Here is a 17,432-nt window from a genome sequence, read left to right on the forward strand (position 1 = left end):
AAAGACTCACGGACAAAATATTTTGGAGTCCATATGTCACAACATCAAAAGAGCCCCTATGATGATAATCCAATTGTCAGCTAATACCCAATGACCGAATCCTCCTCGAGAGGAGCATTTGGCATCCTCTCAAGTCAAAAATCCCCCTCAAATTGAGCCTTTTAAAGCTCAAAAAGAGGGGAAAATATGATAAGAGAAAGACTGCCCTGAACGAAATCCTCCTAAAAAACGGACGAAAAGGAGGATGAGAAAATCAAATATCTTCGTGCAACGGTCTCAATAAATGTTTTTCCTCTTTTCCTTATCCCAATCTGGCATGCAGAGATAACTAAACCAGAGAAGGTGGGGGGTTATAAAACTCGAGACCTTCTCTTCACTGTTGGCAGAGCAATTATTATTTGTCATTTTAGCTTATGTCATACAATGCTTTTTTTGCTGCTAATGTGGAAATATTAGAATATGTAACAATATATATTCCAGAGTTTTAATCGAACAAACTTTTTGGTTTATATTTTTCTGCTTCAATCTTCTTGACTCTTTCAATCTCTGCATCTATCTCCTTTTCAAGTTCTTTACTATCGTTTAGAGCTCTAGGGGATCTTGTCTTAAAGTATAGTTTTTGAGCATTTCTCATCATCACTACTTTGGAGTAAAATTGTTTCGGTGTCATATTATTTCCAATGTTTTATTGTTGTATGCAAATATGAAAAGCTATTTCAGTAGATAAATGATAATAAGAGTTGTTGCCAGTAACCATCCACATACAGTTAGTATAAGAGCTCTAGCTCTCAGTTTATTTGCTTCTTTTTCCATCTTGTCGTAGTAAGATATAGATGTAATCTGCTTTCCAAATTTTCTCGTCATCATCCTAAGTGTTCTTTCGTTTACTGTCTTTACTATTTTTCTCTTGTCTTCTTCGGAAATTGGAAATGATTCCCAGTCTTTAATATATGAGTCCGCTCTGAATAATATATTGCTTTTATAATTATGATCATCTCTACAATCTATGACCAACTCGATTCCATAGGTTCCTTTTTGTTCATATAGTAGTTGTGCTCTTTTCTCTATTTCTTCCTCATTCATTCGGGCTTTATTGAAAAGCTCCTCATATTCATGTTGTCTAAGTTGTACTATCTTTTCCATCTTATCTATAGTTCGTTTCTAATTATTTTTTTCTTTCAGTAATATAACCCTCATTGCGCCTAACCGAGCCAGCTCAAGCTGCTCTTCAAGAAAAAGTCTACGATGAGGGTGTAACTGCTTCGAGCCATATATTTTAATGTCTAAATCCTCTGAATACGTTATTATGCCGCTATATTCAATTTCTAGCTCCACTAGTTTCTTTCTGACCTTCTCTTCGATAGACGTAGGCACGCAATAGTAGAAGTACTTCACCATGCCCCCACCTTCGTCTTTATGGTTATGCTTTTTCTTGAAGTCTGCGATGAAATCACTCCAGCTGCGCTTAATTTCGATCTCTGTTAGGTATCCACTTTTCGATAATATAAGCATGTCACACTCATGATTAAGTCTGAGATTTGCACTTGCTCCAGTTACGTTATATGCTATAATATTTCGTGTGAAATGAAAAGCGCGATTCTTCGCAAGCGCAACCTCTATCTCTGTAATTGTTCTCTCTGTCTCTTTCATATTGATTGTTCATTTATATCATCGAACTAGCTCAAAGTCATATACCCACACCCATGGATTACGCTCCCACGTGCCTTTGCCACTAATCTTATCTATTAACAGTTCGTAGGTTTCTCGTGGGGTTCTTGCTCTTAATTGTTTTACTAAACCCTTTGCGTTGTAGTATGTTATAGTATATTCCGTATGAGTTGCAGAGTTACCCCAATTATTGCTTACTTCTACCTCCCTAATCCCCTCTAACATACATTCTTCATCTGTTATATCTTGTAGTCGTTGGACTCGCACGTTGGTGGTTTTGACTTGGTGTGGCATTAGTTTAGGCTTGACATACATCTTGTTAGAGTACCCCTTAACTTTACTTTTGATACTAAGTATATCAGGATCTTTAGCAAGGTCTTCAAAACCTACTCCTGCATCTTTGTAGTTCTGAGCCACCGCCACTACTTCTCCGACTTTGTAGGGAGCACGCTCTAATAGAAAGTCCTCTACACTTACGACAGAACACGGAACTCCAACATTTTTTGAAGCCAGTTTATACTCTTCCAGCAAGGAATTATATTGTTCAATCAATCTCGGACTCGGAAGCCTCCTCGTCTGCGTCTTTGTACCCCTTAGCACGGCATCTGTTAGTCCGTACTTGTCGTTGAACATTATTTTCTTCATACCTCGTAAATCTATGTTTCCATACTCAAAAAAGGGGGGAGGTAGAGTCATCACAAGTATGAACGTTGTACAATTAGAGAATTAGCTGTTCTGACTCTCTCCTTTCCCTTTTTATTATCTGTTTCACTTAATAAATAGTTTGTATCCTATTTTTTTGAGTTACCTTATTTCAGGATAATTGAGATTACATTTCTCCAAGGCTTCTCTTACTCTTGTAGTTACCTCATTATAGAAAGTGTGGAACTCTCTGCTTGTACACAATTTTGGCACTGTCGCTATCTCCTCTAATAATTTATATAGATATGGTGCTTGTTCGATAATTCTACCGAATTTATCAAGGTCTCTAGGTTGCTGAAGAGCTATTATGAGATCCTCGGCTTTCTTGACTGCGAGAGCCTCTAACCCATGACTACTTTCTTCTTTTTCCTTTGAAAGTATTGAGATGTAGATGTCTTTGGCAATTTCATACCTTCTTTGTTCCCAATTGGTCTCATGGTTAACCTCGTCAGAAATAAGATCAACTTCCTCCGTTTTCATGCAGAGGAACGAATTTGTTCCGTGAATTTTCATGAACACTTTATCTTGACTTATCTCTTTAACAATTAACACTTCTCCTGTCTGCTTTATTCTTGCTTTCATGTTTATATCTTCATTAACTTATCGAGTTCTCTGCTTCCTTTTTACTCTCTGGGCGATATTGTGCTAAAGTGTAGTTTTTGAGCATTTTTCGTCCTCTTCACTCTCATGGATTATATTGATTGCTCTGAAAATTTCAAATGCTACTTGTGGCACTATGGCATTACCATAAGCCTTTATGGCTTCTGCTCTCCAACGAGAAAAGGAGATAGCATCCAATTTTCGGGGAATCCCATCATCTCTTCCACATACAGGGGATTGAGTAGGGAAGTATTCCCAACTTCTTCGGATTCTTCTGGTTGATAGATCCTCGCAATCTCGTCGGTCAGGTTCCCCCTCCCTCGGTCTTTCGTTACATTGCCCTTGGCTGCCATGGCTGTTGGGGTTGGCAGAAGTCGACTGGCTGCTAAGTCGCTCAGGGTGCAACTGTATTTCTGGCCGCTTGGTCTGGTTTTCGTCAGACCTGTAACTTTCTGCCCTCCACGGTCTCCTTCGCATGCCGTTGGGGTCGGTAGAAGTGTTGGTGGTAGGGGGTTCATTCTGCCATTCTCGTCCATCGTCTTCAGTCCTTGAGTCATTGGTGTGGGCAACAATCCACACTCGGTCTCTTCTATGTGGCGCGCCAACGGAGACAGCTGGTATAACAAATGTTTGGACAGAATATCCTCTGTCTTCAAGATCATCGATGATCTTGGAGAGAGTGTACTTTTCTCTTTGTTCTTGAAGACTATACACCTCTCCGAAGAGATCCGCTTGACTCTCCATCTCAATCGTCTCGCAGGACTGTACCATTGAGAGGATTCCAACAACATTTTCGCCAACGATCCAAGTTGGCTTGCACTCTTCGATTGCTCGAAGCATTTCTGGCCAGAGGTAGCGGTGATCCTCTTCTCCCTTTCTTTGCCCTGCGAGAGAGAATGGTTGACAAGGGAATCCTCCTGAAAGAACATCGACTTTCCCCTCCCACTTTCTAAAATCTGTTTTTGCAATATTTTCATAACCTTCTGCTTCTGGAAAATGATAATCTAGCACTCTTCTACAGATAGGGTTAATTTCGCAGTTAAAAACGTTAGTCCATCCTACCTGCTTAGCTGCGAGATCAAATCCTCCAATACCTGAGAAAAGACTCCCATGTGTTATCATACGTTTCAAACAAATACATTTTCAGGGTTATACAATCAGTTCTCGCCAAATCACTATAAGGTAAGAACTCCTTCTTTTCTTTATATTTGCGCATATATTCATTGTCTTAACTTAGATTTTATGCGTACAAGTGAAAACTCCCCGCTCGAAAAAGAAAACATCGAAGAAAAATTGTTGATTACTCGTTTTTCAATGGACTTGGAGCTTCTGTATCTACAGCATCGCAAGGACTTTTATCAGGGTACATTGGTTGCAAATAGTACGTTATTTGCCTTGCTAATCGCCCATTTTGAAAAACTTCAATCGCCCACAGAGGTCGAACGAACTCTTTTTCTTTATCTTGGGGGGCTACTTCTATTGGGAATCCTGCTAAGCGGTATGAGTCTAGTTCTCTGTCTAATACAACTTCGTCAATATAGTCAAGCTCGTCTGCGACTTGAGTCACCACGACTCTCACATGCCCCACACCATCTTTCCTTTGATGGGTTTGATAAGAAACATTGGAAAATCTTTGAAGCCTTCTCATTTCTTGCCTATACAACATGCTATGTGTTTCTCGTAACGTGCGCCACCATACTACTCTGGCTTTTCGCCAAGTCCTCGTTAAATTCCTCTTCATCTTTTTACAGTAATATCACTTTGTATATTTTGGATTTTCGTAAGTTTATATCTGCCATTATTATCTTGTACGTACTTGGTTTTGTCTCCTACATCCTATATCTTTTCGTCAGAATAATAGTTACAGAACTAGTTCTCAGATGGAAGTACAAGTGAAATCAGCAAAGTCCTCATCGCTTCCGACCTTCTTATCTTGTTTTAATCTTGTAGTTCAAAACATCCATAAATGAAGACTCTTTAATAGCAGCCACCTCGTAATCTCTGAGGGTACCCTTCATGCCCTTATGCAGGATTTCGAGAGCAAGGTCGATGCTGTCTGCTTGTACAAGCATCTGTACGTACTTCTTTTTCTCCACACCTGCCTTCTCGTCAAGCGTGATAAAGCCTACCTTACATTTATAGTAGCGCTCGCTTTTGTCATCGATGAATAGGTCGTAGAGGCGTACCTTCTTTACGCTATCCATTACAAAGCTACCCCTGCCATTCATCTCTTCAACGATACGATCCTCCGCATCGGTAATGGTCTCTGCGTCGATAAGGTAGTTCTCGCTCACCTTACGCATCTTCCCTGTGTGATTGATCTCTTTCTCGTATGTAATCTTACAATCAAACCAACTCATAACTCAAAGTAGTAAATATGATTTTATGAAATTATTTTTTCTCTAAACTCTTTTCTGGTTCAAGCAACACTTTTTTTATTTTCATGTGTTGACTCCATCGCTCTTCAATGACTGCACCATCACTGTTCTCCCAGCCTTCAAGTTGATAAATGTGGGTACAGAAGGAAAGAAGGAAAAGATCGATTAACATGTACCACTCCCATCGCATTCCCTTTGGTAGTGGGTGCTTTGTGGGGTTAACCATTTTAGCGTTAGGGTAGGCGGTTCTTAGTTTTAGTTCTGCTAATTCAAACCTGATCTTTGCTTCTTCAAATGGGATTCCACTTATAGGACCGCTTATGTATATCCTTTGTTTCATGATTTCGGCACAAGGAGCTTTTCAAGTTCGGTATACTTTATCATTAACATAGGCTTGCATTCCCCACTTGAGCTAGATACATCGAAAACAGAGGCCTTCGACTTGATGAGATCCAACATTTCTTTCGATAACATATTGAGTTTTTCTATGTCAATATATTTTATCATTCTGATGTATTCTCTCTCTCCAGTAACCTCATCATATCTAGACATTGTCTTTGCGAGGTCTAAAATTCTTTTTGCATCCATAGCTTATGTTTTTTATCTGTAACTAGGTGTTCCAATGTACAATAGATCGAGTATTTCATTCATTCGATCTCCGACCCTCTCTTTGTACCTGTGGGCGATGTCTTCTGCCCCAAGGTTTGACGTAAAGAGTGTCATTTTTCTTGAATCATACCTTTGCAGCATTAGCTCAACCATTGGGGAGAGCCTAGTGCCAAAATCGTTCACTTCAAGAGATTCGGTTCCTATGTCATCTACCCCAAGGGCGTGTGTTGTCTTGATTTCATCGAAGACTTCTCGGTTTGCTCTAGCGATGTCTGCTATTTTTATTGCACTATATACCTTGAGGGAGGTATGATAACAACCGTATCTTATCTTTTGACTGTTGATAAGGGTTTGTATCGCCCGAAGGATTGTTGTCTTTCCGTTGCCCAGTGGTCCATACATGAGGAGCCATGGTTTTGTATCAGGATTGACTAACCATCCAGAAACTCTGTTTAGAGTGTCTTCAAGTTCAGAGTCCTTTCGGTACTCGCCACCTCTTATGGTCACCTCGTTTTTGTAACAGAGTTCAAGGGCAAGTGCAACCTCTTCTTTGTCGTTCAATACCTCACATAAGCAATCATTCTTAAAGTTTCGCTTATTTTGTAAGGATTTGTATTTTATCTCGTTAGCGAGAGCATTCATATCAATCATAATCAATTCTAACCTATATTGTTGATATGTTTTGTCCTGTACGTGCAGTACCCGCATTAGTAAGGTAATCGGATACTTTATCTGTCATTTTTCCACCGCCAGTTTCCTTTAGTGGGAAAAAACCTTCATAGTTGTTTGCTATGCTCGTATTGATAATTTGTTGTGCCTTTGTGGCATCTCCAGAGGAGTAATCATACAACTGCTCATAGCATGTCTTTATTGACACCTCGGTTTTGTACGGTTTCCCTTTTTCTTTCTTATAGGTTAACCATTTCAGGAAGGTGTCTCGTAATGGAGCTGCAACATAAGAGTACGTTGCGCCTTCCTCTCCTCTCTCCTCTCCTCTCTCTGGGGATTGATCCTTCTCTTGGGGCTGGCTCTTTTCCTTTTCTCTTTTCCCTGTTGGTTTTGTATTATCCTCAAGAGGGGTATCAGCGCACTCTCCATGCTCTTTATGTCCCTCTGGGTTTACCTCTTCTGCTTTAGTTATTATTTCCCTCTTTAGTTTTGGTTTAGATGGGGTCTGTTGTCTGCGTTTGCGGTATATTGGATCTAGTTGATCGGCAAAGTCTTGACACCAGATGACTTTGTCCTCCTTCCAAAGATCTTCGTCAATGGCTTCTAGGGCAGCGAGCATGTCTAGCATCTCAGTAGCCTTTTCTTCGTCAACACCTGTCGTTGCAGTAAGATACAACCAGTTAGGTGTCTTATCACATGCATAGGAGAGATCCTTTTGTGCACCAAGTATCTCGAGAAGTTGGTACCAGAAGGCATAACCATCATTCCCAAATTTTGATTTCAGGATAAAAAGGGTTTTTCCGTCTCTTGAGCCAACATAATGGGGGAAGTAATCCACACCTATCTTAGGTAACCGAGCCATAAGTTCGTTGTTTCTTTAGTTGTTTGTTTCAGGCGCTATGCTTTTTTCCATCTCTTTGAGAGCTGTGCTATAACTCCTGCCCGCATCTGATAGGAGGAAATTAAGTAGCATGTTGCAGAATTCTTGCTCTGTACACTCTGCGCTTACTTCAAGGGTATCACCCCTTCTTCTCATCATAAAAAACCTACTTTCCATATTAAATCGTTATTTGATGGTTCCAAATTCGTCATTAACGAGCTTTCCTCGTTCTTGACACTTCTCTTTCATTTTAGAAAGAAGGGGTTGTATGGTTTCTCGTGTGTAAAAGACAAACCCTCCTTTTCTCACGCCTCGGATTTTCTCGCAATTTTCCCACCTTTCGAGAGTGGTGATCGAGATCCCGAGTATGCTTGCCATCTCTTTTTTAGTCCATGCGTCTACTTGTCGCTTCTCGTCACAATAGATGTCTCCATCATCAGAATTTCTGAGTCTGAGGACATCCTCCTCTCTATAGTACGCGCGGTTTTTTATCTTCATCTGTGGCAGTATCCCTGCTCTTACTCTAGCTTGTAGAGTTGACCGTTTGTAACCTACTATTTCACAGACCTCTTGAGCTGTGTATAGTTTTTCTCCCTCATGTTCCAACATAGCATCATCTTTTTTGTGTTTTAGCAGTTTATGGAACCTTGCAATCTCTCAATCTGTTTGATTCGTTTGATTGCTTCTTCTCTGAGGGTTTTGGAGGTCTCAAGTATTGCACGCATCCTGAAGATCTCCGCTTCTGTTTCGAGTTTTTTTATGAGACCTTGTCGTTGCCTTTCGCTACTCTCTCGTCTGTTTAGTTGCTCTAACATAATCAAGTCATTTATAAGTTGTTAACGATTCTAGCTTGTCTATCTCTTTTTGCAGACCATCTGTTTGCATGGTACTATAACGTTCTGTTGTTTTTATGGATTTGTGCCCCATACACTTCTGGACAGCACTAAGGTGTACGCCATGACTAACGGCTCTTGATCCAAAGCTGTGTCTCGCCATGTGGCTTGTTACCTTTTTGTTGACTCTAGCAATGCACGCTATTCTTCCTAGGTGCCTGTTAAAGTTCTTGTTGTCAAAGTGTGGGAATATTGGTCTGTTGTCTTCAGCGTTGCGATCCTTTGTGTACTTATCTAGTATCTCGTTTGCCCGATATAGAAGGGGGATAACGCACTCCACTGAGGTCTTTAGTCTTTGAATCCTTATGATAACTCTATTATTTTCGTTTTTTATGTGAGCTGGGGATAGACGTAGAACGTCACTTAGTGCGAGACTCGTTAGGGTCATAAACTCAAATATGTCTCTAACAACTTCTCGCTGCCCATCAACTCTAGATAGAAATATATTTTTCAGCTCTTCTTCGGTTAAATACCTTAGGGTAGCTGTTATCTTTAGTATTTTGGCTCCACGTAGAGGATTTGATGCAAGCCATCCTTGGTTGACTGCGAAATTGCATACAGTCTTAAGATGTTGTAGATAGAAGTTGATTGTGGACACCTTTTTGTTGTCTCTAAAAAGATCTACCTTGACTTGTTCAAATAGTTCTATATCAATCTCTTTGACAAGGATTTGCTTGTCATTGAAATATTGGATGAAATAGTTGCTTGTAGATCTTTCAATCTTATAAGTAGCAACTCTGATGACCCCACTATCGAGGCGGTCTTTTTCTCTTTCCATAAATGCCTCGAAGAGATCTTTAATTGTCTTCTCTTTTTTACCTGTTCCTGGGCAAAGTTGGGTTTGGTAGAACTTCCTAAACTTTTTCAGATCAATGTTTTTTTGTGTCTTCGCCCAGTCATGGAATAGAGCTAAAATGTCTTTGTTCAAACTATCTAAGATAGCCTGACCTCTAATAGCTTCTATGGATCTTCCTATGAAACCCTTATCCCAGCGCTCAGGTGTAGCATCTACGCCTGCGCTACAAAGAGGGATGTGTTGCCCATCATAGCTAACTCTAACCATGACTGGGGACTTGCCTCTTTTAGTGGTATAATTGCTTCTTAAGTAAAAGCTAACTTTAAGTTTTCTCATCTTGACATTTCTGAAAAAATGGTTTTGTTTCATGCGTGTTTTCCTTTTGTAGTGCGACTTCTGACTATGTTACAAGTGTAGCAAAGGTGTGAAAAATACCCCAAAACTTCTGTAGCAAATATTGGAAATGCCTAAATACTAGCTACTTAGAGTTCTTAGTCTCGGTTTTTACAGCAATAAGAGCGACTTTTAACGAGGTTTTTCGGCTTCTCGCTAAAAGAGCGTGCAATTCATAAGGTGTTGTAGACCATAGCCTTACGAATTTGTGTGACTTCCTAAAATTTTAGACCAAAGGTATGTCGATTATGTATATATTAAATGGTCATCGGACATACCGAGAGCGGTCAACCAGTAGAGACAAAAGGTTTATCGCACCTACAATATCCGTCTTCTTCTAAATCTATTGGCGTTTTTCGATCGGATTTAACTATCCACTTATCCTTACCTGCCTGAGGTTTCACTAGTCTGTTGACTACTATTTCCTTATTTACTTGACTATGCGCACTAAGTGGTTGACTTTTTTCAGTGCTATACCACTAGATTACACTAAATAAATTGACTTTGCGCCTCCTTGTTGTTAAGGTACTCATTTTTCTGTACTTCCTTTTTGTTAGCTCCCTTACGAGGTGATTTTTCCCCTGAGTAGACACTCTCTGGCGTATTCATTTCTAGACTCCTATGAGGACGGATATTATTGTAGAAATTGATGCTTTTCTCCCTAAGTTCAACATCGAAGTGCAATTATTAGGGGAGCATTGGGATGTACTCGGTCGCCCCCTTCCTCTCAAAGGAAAGGCGGCCGCGAGCGACAAAAGCAATCGTCGATTCAAGTACCAACAAAAGAAAAAAGGGGGAGACCGAAATCTCCCCCACATTAGATAACTTTGTTGGTCATGAAATACAATCACCTAACCCAAGAGCAAAGGTACACAATCTCCCGATGCTTGACAAAGGGTTTAAAACAAAAAGAGATTGCTGAGCTTATTGGGGTATCACCTTCGACGATATCTCGTGATCTAAAGAGGAATGCCACTAAAAGAGGCAAATACAACCATAATTATGCTCAAATTAGTCTCTCTCATGAAACAATTTACAAGTGGATTCGCAAGGACAAAAGAGACGGAGGAGATCTCTACAAGAACTGTAGGCACAAGCTCAAGAAACGTAAACGGGGTATCTATGCTTCTTCCTCAACAATACCAGAGAAGGTGAGTATACACGAAAGACCAATGGAGGTAGATGGGAACAGATTTGGAGACTTTGAAATGGATACAATAGTAAGTGCTGGAAGCAAGGCTATACTGCTGACAATAGTTGAGATATCAACATCAATGATATTTATGGAGAAAATGGACACTGGAAAGAAGCCAAAAGAGATCGCAAAAGCATCCATTATTAGCTTTTAAAAAAACATTTGAAGTAAATTGCACTTGGTTCTTGAATCTACGAACTCGTAAAAACCAATGGAAATATGGAGATATTGGTAACTTTTTGGTAACTTCGCAAGGGGTAATATATTTTGTTTACAAAGAACAAAACTCAGTATAACTAATAGAATTATCGAGACAGACGATGAAAGATTTTCTAAAGATGGTATTTGGCTCTTGCTTGGGCGTTATCCTAGCAAGTGTTGTAGTCTTCTTTATTTTCTTCAGCATGCTATCCTCTGCTATTGGAGGACTAGTGGACGGATTTAAGGATGGCAAAGAGACAAAGAAAGTAAGTAGCGAGAGTGTGCTGCTCCTAGACCTAGAGGGGGGAGTTAGCGATACGGCTACAGGAGATCCTTTCTCCGATATGTTTAATGAGGAGCAGAAGACCTTTACGCTCCCTGAAATCCTAAAAGCTATTGAAGTAGCACGTGACAACTCTGATATCGAGGCTATCGTACTCAATCTGGAGCAAGCTGGAATCAACTATGCTAATGCCAAGGAGCTCCGTGACGCTCTTAAGCGTTTCCAGGAGAGTGGCAAGAAGATTTATGCCTTCTCCGACCACTATAGCCTTCTCAACTACTATGTAAGTAGTGTGGCAGACGAAGTTATCGGTGGTCCTGAGGGTTCCCTCGCCATTACGGGGATCTCTTCCAGTACACTCTTCACTAAGGGTCTACTCCAGAAGCTAGGCATAGAAATGCAGGTGTTCAAGGTAGGTACTTTCAAGAGCGCTGTAGAGCCATTCATCCTAGATGGCATGAGTGCCGAGAACCGTCTACAGATACTTGAATACATCAATGGTCTATGGCAAGGGACGACCTCAGAAATGGCGGAGAGCCGTGGCATAGCAGCTAGTACCTTCCAGAGCTTCGCTGACGAAGCCCACTTCCTTGACAAAACCGTTGTTGCGAAGGAGATGGGGCTACTCGACACCCTCGTATATCGTATTGACCTCGACAAGGTACTTGCCCAAAAGATTTACAATAATGCTGATGAGGAGATAAATTACCTACGTGTCGGCGATCTACTGCCACTCTACGACAATGGTAGTGGAAGTGACGAAGTGGCTGTCATCTATGCCGAGGGTAATATCGTAGTTGGTTCGGGTGAAGACGACGAGAACCCTTTTGCCACCCAAGCTCTCATCAATGAGAAGGTAGTAAGACAGCTGAGAGAGGCAGCCGAGGATGATGACATCAAGGCGGTAGTTATGCGTGTAAACTCTGGTGGAGGAGCTGTGACTACTTCGGAACTTATCTGCCATGAGGTAGAACTTCTAAAGCAGAAGAAACCTATCGTTATCTCTATGGGAGACTATGCTGCTTCGGGTGGTTACTACATCTCTTCTCATGCTTCTAAGATTGTAGCTAACCCATACACCCTTACTGGCTCGATCGGTATTTTCGGTATGATTCCTACCTTCAAGGGAACCATGCAGAAGCTAGGACTTAAGCAGGAGACACTCTCAACCTCTGAGACTGGTGCGTTTACTGGCATGGAGCCAATGACGGGGAAACTTGCTGAAGGGATGCAGAGAGCCATAGAGCGTGGCTACGACGAGTTTACAGGTCGTGTATCTACGGGTCGTGGTATGACCAAGGCTCTGGTAGACTCTATTGGTCAAGGACGAGTATGGCTGGGCAAGAAGGCCATGGAGCTAGGTCTTGTAGATATGATGGGTGGTCTAGATACGGCTATCCAGGAGGCAGCACGCCTTGCAGAGCTTGAGAACTACCGTGTGGTAGAAATAATAGAGGACAAGGACTGGTTTAAGCAAATCTTTGGTATCAGTCTGCCTAAGACCGCTAAACTAATGATGATGACTCAGGAAGAGCGTATCATGCTTCGCACTGAGGGCTACCTAAAGCAGCTCTCAGGTATACAGGCTCGACCACCATACGATATCACGGCTATCGGTGAGGCGGGTCGTGAGACAAAGCCATTTGTACCACTGAGATAATCTCCGATGGACAAAAGTCGAAACATATTATTATGGATACCTACAGCCCTCTACGGAATGGCTGTAGGTGTCCGTAATTTTGCTTTCGACAAAGGGATACTTAAGAGCTGGAGCTCCGAGATACCTACAATATGCATCGGGAACCTTTCGGTAGGAGGGACTGGCAAAACACCGCATATAGAGCTACTCATATCGCTTCTAATAAGCGACTACAAAGTAGCGGTACTTACTAGGGGGTATGGAAGAAAGACCAAGAAGCCTATCATAGCAACTATAGAGGATGACGCGAATAGGATAGGAGATGAACCTTACCAGATTAAGCGGAAGTACCCCAATGTAATGGTGTATGTAGATGGCGACCGTCGTCGTGCACTCAAGAAGATGGAAGCGATGCCGCCTGAGGAACGTCCCGATGTGGTGCTCATGGACGATGGCTTCCAGCACCGAAGCGTAACCCCCTCGTATAGTATCTTACTGACCCCTTACCACAAGCCTTATTATAAGGACTACCTCATGCCTTATGGTAGGCTAAGGGAGAGTAGGAAGGAGGCGGTAAGGGCGGAAACCATTATCCTTACAGGTACACCGAGAACGGTGAATATCAATGAGAAGCGTCTAAAGATAGAAAACCTACAGGCGCTGGCTTATCAGGATGTATTGAGTTCGTATATCAAATACGACTCCCCACGCTGTCTATTTGAGCGAGAGGAACGAAGCACGCATGAGCAACTCCGACAGGATAGTGATATTCAGGTGGTCAGTGGTATCGCTGACCCTTCTGCCTTCCAAAGAGCTTGCAAAGCTTCATTTCCCAGGGTAGTAGACTATATCACCTATCCCGACCATCACGACTTCACTAAGGAGGAGCTAGATATCATGGTGAATGACCTAGAGAGCGACCCTAGCCTATTTATTCTGACTACCGAAAAGGATGGGATGAGATTCTTAGCCCATAAGACATGGATACCAGAATCTGTGAGAGGGCGAATCTGGATACTACCGATATCCATAGATATGGATGTGGACGACAAGATTAACCTATTGCGGAAGGCAAAAAGGGCAATCAAATTTAATGGACTACCATTATGAATAGAATAAAAGTAGAGGTTATCAATAAGAGTGGTAATGCTCTGCCACAATATGCTACTGCACTATCGGCAGGGCTAGATATACGCGCAGATATCGAGGAGCCGATTGTTCTCCAACCCCTAGGGCGCATAGCGGTGCCTACTGGGCTTTTCATGGCTCTCCCCCAAGGGTATGAAGCGCAGATGAGACCAAGGAGCGGACTTGCCCTTAAGCATGGTATCACTTTGCTTAATACACCAGGAACGATAGATGCAGACTATAGAGGGGAAATAAAGGTAATACTCGCTAATCTTTCGGATACGCCATTTACCATTGAGCCAGGTGAACGTATCTGCCAAATGGTAGTGGCTAAGCATGAGCAGATAGAGTGGGAAGTAGTGGACAATCTAGATGAAACAGAGCGAGGTGTCGGTGGTTTTGGACACACAGGAACCAAGTAAGAAATGAGTGTAAAGAGACTAAATATATGGGCAGCCCTAATAGCTGTAGTGCTATTCACGAGCTGTAGTAATGAGCAGAAGAAGGTAGAAGAAGTATTTACCCCTACGGACTACGTGGATCCTTGGATAGGTACCGGCGGGCATGGACATGTATTCTTGGGCGCATCAGTACCTTGGGGCATGGTGCAGCTTGGGCCTACAAGCATCACCACAGGTTGGGACTGGTGCAGCGGATATCACATAAGCGATTCCACTATTATCGGTTTCTCGCATACCCATCTCAGTGGCACAGGGATTGGCGACCTATTGGATATCACGGTGATGCCCGTAACAGGGAAGGTTACCTATGCCCGAGGCAATCATGAGGATGCCAATAGCGGGCTATGGAGCTATAGCCGAAGGGCGGTGGAGCATGCTAAGCCGGGATATTACTCTACCCATCTTGAGCGTTACAATATAGATGTAGAACTGACCTCAACCAATAGAGTCGGCTACCACAAGTACACTTTCCCAAGCGAGACCTCGGGAAAAGCGATTGTCTTTGACCTAGAGAATGGAGGCAACTGGGACAAAGCCACCGAAGGCTATGTACGAAAGGTGAGCGACACGAAGATAGAGGGATATCGATACTCTACCGGTTGGGCAAAAGACCAAAAGGTATACTTCGCAGCGGAGCTATCGGTACCGATGAGAGCTCTGACGGTAATTGCGGACAATGAGGAGCATGCAGATGAAGCAAAGGGAAGGATAGTGTATAGCCGCATAGACCTTTCCGATGATGCGCAGGAGGTCATGATGAAAGTGGCACTCTCCAATACCTCAACCGAGGGAGCGTGGCACAACATGGACGCAGAGGGGAAGACTTGGGACTTCGAACAAGTCCGCACTGATGCTAAAGCGCTATGGAATACTGAGCTGAGCAAGATTAAGGCAAGTAGCTCGCAGTCCGATGTAATGAAAATATTCTACACCGCTCTGTACCACTCTATGATAGCGCCAAGCACCTTTGCAGATGCAGATGGCAAGTATTACGGTGCTGACCAAAAGATACACGAGGGGCAAGGCTTTACCAACCACACTGTTTTCTCTCTCTGGGATACCTACCGCGCAGCGCACCCTCTGATGTCGCTCATCCATACTGATAAGATGAAGGATATCGTGGGGACGCTTATGGCTATTTACAACGAGCAAGGAGAACTCCCAGTATGGCACTTGGCGGGTAACGAAACCTATACCATGGTGGGTGCTCCTGGCATTCCGGTATTGGCGGATGCTATCATGAAAGGCTTCGTTGAGGATAAAGAGCAAGCCTACGAAGCGCTCAAGGCATCGGCAATGAAGCCTTCTCGAGGGCAAGAGTTCAGAATCCAGTATGGCTTTATCCCTTACGACAAACAGCGAGAGAGCGTTGCCTACGACCTAGAGTACGACCTAGCCGATTGGTCAGTAGCCCAAGTGGCTCAGTTGCTAGGTAAGGACGACGACTACTCCTACTTCCTCAAGCGCAGTAAGAGCTATCAGAAGCACTACGACCCTCAGACCTCTTTCATGCGTGGAGTAGACCTCAGCGGAAAGTACAACCCTGAGTTCAGTCCGATGGCATCTACCCACCGCAATGACGATTACTGCGAAGGCAACGCTTGGCAGTATACTTTCCTTGTTCCTCACGACGTGAAGGGGCTTGTCGAGTGTTTCGTTAGTGAAGAGCGCTTCATCAGTAAGCTGGATAGCCTTTTCACCCTTCCGTCTATCATAGAGGGCTCTGATGCTTCACCCGACATTACAGGGCTCATAGGGCAGTTCGCCCATGGCAATGAGCCTAGTCACCATATCCTATACATGTATAGCTCGCTAGGGCAACAAGCCAAAGCGGCTCCGCTGCTTAGGCGAGTGATGACAGAGCTTTACCATGCCGACTATGACGGTCTATCCGGCAATGAAGATGCCGGACAGATGAGTGCTTGGTATATCCTCTCGGCTCTAGGGTTCTATCAGATGGAACCCGCTGGCGGTCGCTACTACTTCGGAAGTCCGCTAATAGATACTGCCGAACTGAAGGTTCGTAATGGGATATTTAAGATCGACGTACTGGATAATAGCGATGAGAACATTTATATCCAGAGTATAGTACTCAATGGGCAACCACTTACCGAGCGCTATATCACCTTTGAGCAAATAGCACAAGGAGGCTCACTACAAATACAGATGGGCTCTACCCCACACAATTGGTAAAATAATTAGAGCCACACCTTGGGGTGTGGCTCTATAATAGATATGAAACGAAAGAAGATAGTAGCGCTAACGGGAGCTGGTATTAGCGCAGAGAGCGGCATAGCCACTTTCAGAGATTCAGATGGTCTATGGGAGCGATACTCAGTAGAAGAGGTCGCTTCAGCAGACGGCTACAGGAGAAACCCACAACTGGTCATCGACTTTGCTAATGATCGGCGCGAGCAGTGCCTCAAGGCTCAACCCAATGAAGGGCATCTACTACTTGCGAAACTGGAGGAGGACTATGACGTCACGGTCATCACCCAAAATATCGATGACCTCCACGAGAGAGCAGGGAGTAGCCATATTATCCACCTACATGGCGAGCTTATGAAGTGCTGTAGCGAGCGAGACCTCTCTACCCCACTCCCTTTGCCCGAAGGGAGATTGCGCATGACCTTAGAAGACAAAGCAGAGGATGGGAGTCAGCTTCGCCCCTTTATCGTCTACTTTGGGGAACCTGTACCTCGCATGGAGGATGCCATTGCCGAGGCAGTGCAAGCAGACATATTCCTAATCGTAGGCACTAGCCTCAATGTCTATCCCGCAGCGGGGCTTGTGCGCTTTGTGCCACGTAGCACACCCGTCTTTATCATAGATCCGAAGGAGGTCCCTGGCTCCAACCAATTTGAGCACATCCGTATGGGAGCGGGCAAAGGAATGGCAGAACTGATGAAACGATTACGCAATGAACAGCAATAACAA

General features: G+C 43.2%; 21 protein-coding genes. 6 read left to right on the forward strand and 15 right to left on the reverse strand.

What is annotated here, in order from left to right:
• Nucleotides 1-484: 484 nt before the first annotated feature.
• The 15 genes from A3GG_RS0101800 to A3GG_RS0101875 form a co-directional block, all read right to left on the reverse strand.
• Nucleotides 485-637, reverse strand: a complete 153-nt coding sequence (locus tag A3GG_RS0101800; RefSeq protein ID WP_248637639.1) for a hypothetical protein — start codon at nt 635-637, stop codon at nt 485-487.
• 74 nt (nt 638-711) lie between these two features.
• Complete coding sequence (locus A3GG_RS0101805) at nt 712-1,143, reverse strand: hypothetical protein (RefSeq protein WP_018357620.1); 432 nt, start codon at nt 1,141-1,143, stop codon at nt 712-714.
• Nucleotides 1,144-1,161: 18 nt separating this feature from the next.
• Nucleotides 1,162-1,650: a hypothetical protein gene (locus tag A3GG_RS0101810; RefSeq protein ID WP_018357621.1), complete on the reverse strand. Its 489-nt coding sequence runs from the start codon at nt 1,648-1,650 to the stop codon at nt 1,162-1,164.
• An 18-nt stretch (nt 1,651-1,668) separates the two neighbouring features.
• Nucleotides 1,669-2,313, reverse strand: a complete 645-nt coding sequence (locus A3GG_RS0101815; RefSeq protein WP_026215538.1) for a hypothetical protein — start codon at nt 2,311-2,313, stop codon at nt 1,669-1,671.
• A gap of 159 nt (nt 2,314-2,472) precedes the next feature.
• Nucleotides 2,473-2,952, reverse strand: coding sequence for a hypothetical protein (locus A3GG_RS0101820; protein WP_018357623.1), 480 nt, complete (start codon nt 2,950-2,952; stop codon nt 2,473-2,475).
• A gap of 63 nt (nt 2,953-3,015) precedes the next feature.
• On the reverse strand, nt 3,016-4,092 hold the full coding sequence (locus tag A3GG_RS0101825; RefSeq protein ID WP_018357624.1) for a DNA cytosine methyltransferase: 1,077 nt from the start codon (nt 4,090-4,092) through the stop codon (nt 3,016-3,018).
• Nucleotides 4,093-4,270: 178 nt separating this feature from the next.
• A complete protein-coding gene (locus tag A3GG_RS0101830; RefSeq protein WP_248637640.1) occupies nt 4,271-4,618 on the reverse strand; it encodes a hypothetical protein in 348 nt (115 codons plus the stop codon).
• A gap of 280 nt (nt 4,619-4,898) precedes the next feature.
• Nucleotides 4,899-5,330, reverse strand: coding sequence for a DUF4494 domain-containing protein (locus A3GG_RS0101835; RefSeq protein ID WP_018357626.1), 432 nt, complete (start codon nt 5,328-5,330; stop codon nt 4,899-4,901).
• A gap of 31 nt (nt 5,331-5,361) precedes the next feature.
• Nucleotides 5,362-5,688, reverse strand: coding sequence for a DUF4406 domain-containing protein (locus A3GG_RS11620; protein WP_018357627.1), 327 nt, complete (start codon nt 5,686-5,688; stop codon nt 5,362-5,364).
• Complete coding sequence (locus A3GG_RS0101845; RefSeq protein ID WP_018357628.1) at nt 5,685-5,936, reverse strand: hypothetical protein; 252 nt, start codon at nt 5,934-5,936, stop codon at nt 5,685-5,687. Before A3GG_RS0101845 ends, A3GG_RS11620 begins: the two co-directional genes overlap by 4 nt.
• A gap of 12 nt (nt 5,937-5,948) precedes the next feature.
• Nucleotides 5,949-6,608, reverse strand: coding sequence for a P-loop NTPase family protein (locus A3GG_RS0101850; protein ID WP_018357629.1), 660 nt, complete (start codon nt 6,606-6,608; stop codon nt 5,949-5,951).
• Nucleotides 6,609-6,621: 13 nt separating this feature from the next.
• Nucleotides 6,622-7,464: a Lin1244/Lin1753 domain-containing protein gene (locus A3GG_RS0101855; RefSeq protein ID WP_169333140.1), complete on the reverse strand. Its 843-nt coding sequence runs from the start codon at nt 7,462-7,464 to the stop codon at nt 6,622-6,624.
• A gap of 39 nt (nt 7,465-7,503) precedes the next feature.
• On the reverse strand, nt 7,504-7,665 hold the full coding sequence (locus A3GG_RS11625; RefSeq protein WP_156808639.1) for a hypothetical protein: 162 nt from the start codon (nt 7,663-7,665) through the stop codon (nt 7,504-7,506).
• Nucleotides 7,666-7,692: 27 nt separating this feature from the next.
• On the reverse strand, nt 7,693-8,115 hold the full coding sequence (locus tag A3GG_RS11630) for a helix-turn-helix domain-containing protein (RefSeq protein ID WP_018357632.1): 423 nt from the start codon (nt 8,113-8,115) through the stop codon (nt 7,693-7,695).
• 213 nt (nt 8,116-8,328) lie between these two features.
• A complete protein-coding gene (locus A3GG_RS0101875) occupies nt 8,329-9,531 on the reverse strand; it encodes a tyrosine-type recombinase/integrase (protein ID WP_169333141.1) in 1,203 nt (400 codons plus the stop codon).
• An 893-nt stretch (nt 9,532-10,424) separates the two neighbouring features.
• Here A3GG_RS0101875 and A3GG_RS11635 point away from each other — a divergent pair.
• The 6 genes from A3GG_RS11635 (at nt 10,425) to A3GG_RS0101915 (ending at nt 17,429) form a co-directional block, all read left to right on the forward strand.
• Nucleotides 10,425-10,937 carry an IS30 family transposase gene (locus A3GG_RS11635; protein ID WP_018357637.1) on the forward strand — a complete coding sequence of 171 codons (513 nt, stop codon included), beginning with the start codon at nt 10,425-10,427 and terminating at the stop codon, nt 10,935-10,937.
• Between the two features lie 166 nt (nt 10,938-11,103).
• Nucleotides 11,104-12,927: a signal peptide peptidase SppA gene (sppA, locus tag A3GG_RS0101895; RefSeq protein ID WP_018357638.1), complete on the forward strand. Its 1,824-nt coding sequence runs from the start codon at nt 11,104-11,106 to the stop codon at nt 12,925-12,927.
• A gap of 6 nt (nt 12,928-12,933) precedes the next feature.
• Nucleotides 12,934-14,016 carry a tetraacyldisaccharide 4'-kinase gene (lpxK, locus tag A3GG_RS0101900; protein WP_083900361.1) on the forward strand — a complete coding sequence of 361 codons (1,083 nt, stop codon included), beginning with the start codon at nt 12,934-12,936 and terminating at the stop codon, nt 14,014-14,016.
• A gap of 5 nt (nt 14,017-14,021) precedes the next feature.
• Nucleotides 14,022-14,456, forward strand: a complete 435-nt coding sequence (gene dut, locus A3GG_RS0101905; RefSeq protein ID WP_026215540.1) for a dUTP diphosphatase — start codon at nt 14,022-14,024, stop codon at nt 14,454-14,456.
• A 3-nt stretch (nt 14,457-14,459) separates the two neighbouring features.
• The gene (locus A3GG_RS0101910; RefSeq protein ID WP_018357641.1) at nt 14,460-16,688 is read left to right on the forward strand and encodes a GH92 family glycosyl hydrolase; all 2,229 of its coding nucleotides are present in this window, start codon (nt 14,460-14,462) and stop codon (nt 16,686-16,688) included.
• Between the two features lie 42 nt (nt 16,689-16,730).
• Nucleotides 16,731-17,429 carry an SIR2 family NAD-dependent protein deacylase gene (locus A3GG_RS0101915; protein WP_018357642.1) on the forward strand — a complete coding sequence of 233 codons (699 nt, stop codon included), beginning with the start codon at nt 16,731-16,733 and terminating at the stop codon, nt 17,427-17,429.
• The last annotated feature ends 3 nt before the right edge of the window (nt 17,430-17,432 follow it).

This window comes from Porphyromonas levii DSM 23370 (genome assembly GCF_000379925.1).
In the GTDB taxonomy this organism is placed as follows: domain Bacteria; phylum Bacteroidota; class Bacteroidia; order Bacteroidales; family Porphyromonadaceae; genus Porphyromonas_A; species Porphyromonas_A levii.

Bases quoted from the DNA above. Each gene is read 5' to 3' on its own strand.
- lpxK (WP_083900361.1), top strand. From the start codon at position 12,934: ATGGACAAAAGTCGAAACATATTATTATGGATACCTACAGCCCTCTAC.
- A3GG_RS0101810 (WP_018357621.1), bottom strand. From the start codon at position 1,650: ATGAAAGAGACAGAGAGAACAATTACAGAGATAGAGGTTGCGCTTGCG.
- A3GG_RS0101875 (WP_169333141.1), bottom strand. From the start codon at position 9,531: ATGAGAAAACTTAAAGTTAGCTTTTACTTAAGAAGCAATTATACCACT.
- A3GG_RS0101820 (WP_018357623.1), bottom strand. From the start codon at position 2,952: ATGAAAGCAAGAATAAAGCAGACAGGAGAAGTGTTAATTGTTAAAGAG.
- A3GG_RS11635 (WP_018357637.1), top strand. From the start codon at position 10,425: ATGAAATACAATCACCTAACCCAAGAGCAAAGGTACACAATCTCCCGA.
- A3GG_RS0101835 (WP_018357626.1), bottom strand. From the start codon at position 5,330: ATGAGTTGGTTTGATTGTAAGATTACATACGAGAAAGAGATCAATCAC.
- A3GG_RS0101815 (WP_026215538.1), bottom strand. From the start codon at position 2,313: ATGAAGAAAATAATGTTCAACGACAAGTACGGACTAACAGATGCCGTG.
- A3GG_RS0101800 (WP_248637639.1), bottom strand. From the start codon at position 637: ATGATGAGAAATGCTCAAAAACTATACTTTAAGACAAGATCCCCTAGA.
- A3GG_RS0101825 (WP_018357624.1), bottom strand. From the start codon at position 4,092: ATGATAACACATGGGAGTCTTTTCTCAGGTATTGGAGGATTTGATCTC.
- A3GG_RS0101845 (WP_018357628.1), bottom strand. From the start codon at position 5,936: ATGGATGCAAAAAGAATTTTAGACCTCGCAAAGACAATGTCTAGATAT.
- A3GG_RS0101850 (WP_018357629.1), bottom strand. From the start codon at position 6,608: ATGATTGATATGAATGCTCTCGCTAACGAGATAAAATACAAATCCTTA.
- A3GG_RS0101805 (WP_018357620.1), bottom strand. From the start codon at position 1,143: ATGGAAAAGATAGTACAACTTAGACAACATGAATATGAGGAGCTTTTC.
- A3GG_RS0101910 (WP_018357641.1), top strand. From the start codon at position 14,460: ATGAGTGTAAAGAGACTAAATATATGGGCAGCCCTAATAGCTGTAGTG.
- sppA (WP_018357638.1), top strand. From the start codon at position 11,104: ATGAAAGATTTTCTAAAGATGGTATTTGGCTCTTGCTTGGGCGTTATC.
- A3GG_RS11630 (WP_018357632.1), bottom strand. From the start codon at position 8,115: ATGTTGGAACATGAGGGAGAAAAACTATACACAGCTCAAGAGGTCTGT.
- A3GG_RS0101830 (WP_248637640.1), bottom strand. From the start codon at position 4,618: ATGAGAAGGCTTCAAAGATTTTCCAATGTTTCTTATCAAACCCATCAA.
- A3GG_RS11625 (WP_156808639.1), bottom strand. From the start codon at position 7,665: ATGATGAGAAGAAGGGGTGATACCCTTGAAGTAAGCGCAGAGTGTACA.
- A3GG_RS11620 (WP_018357627.1), bottom strand. From the start codon at position 5,688: ATGAAACAAAGGATATACATAAGCGGTCCTATAAGTGGAATCCCATTT.
- A3GG_RS0101915 (WP_018357642.1), top strand. From the start codon at position 16,731: ATGAAACGAAAGAAGATAGTAGCGCTAACGGGAGCTGGTATTAGCGCA.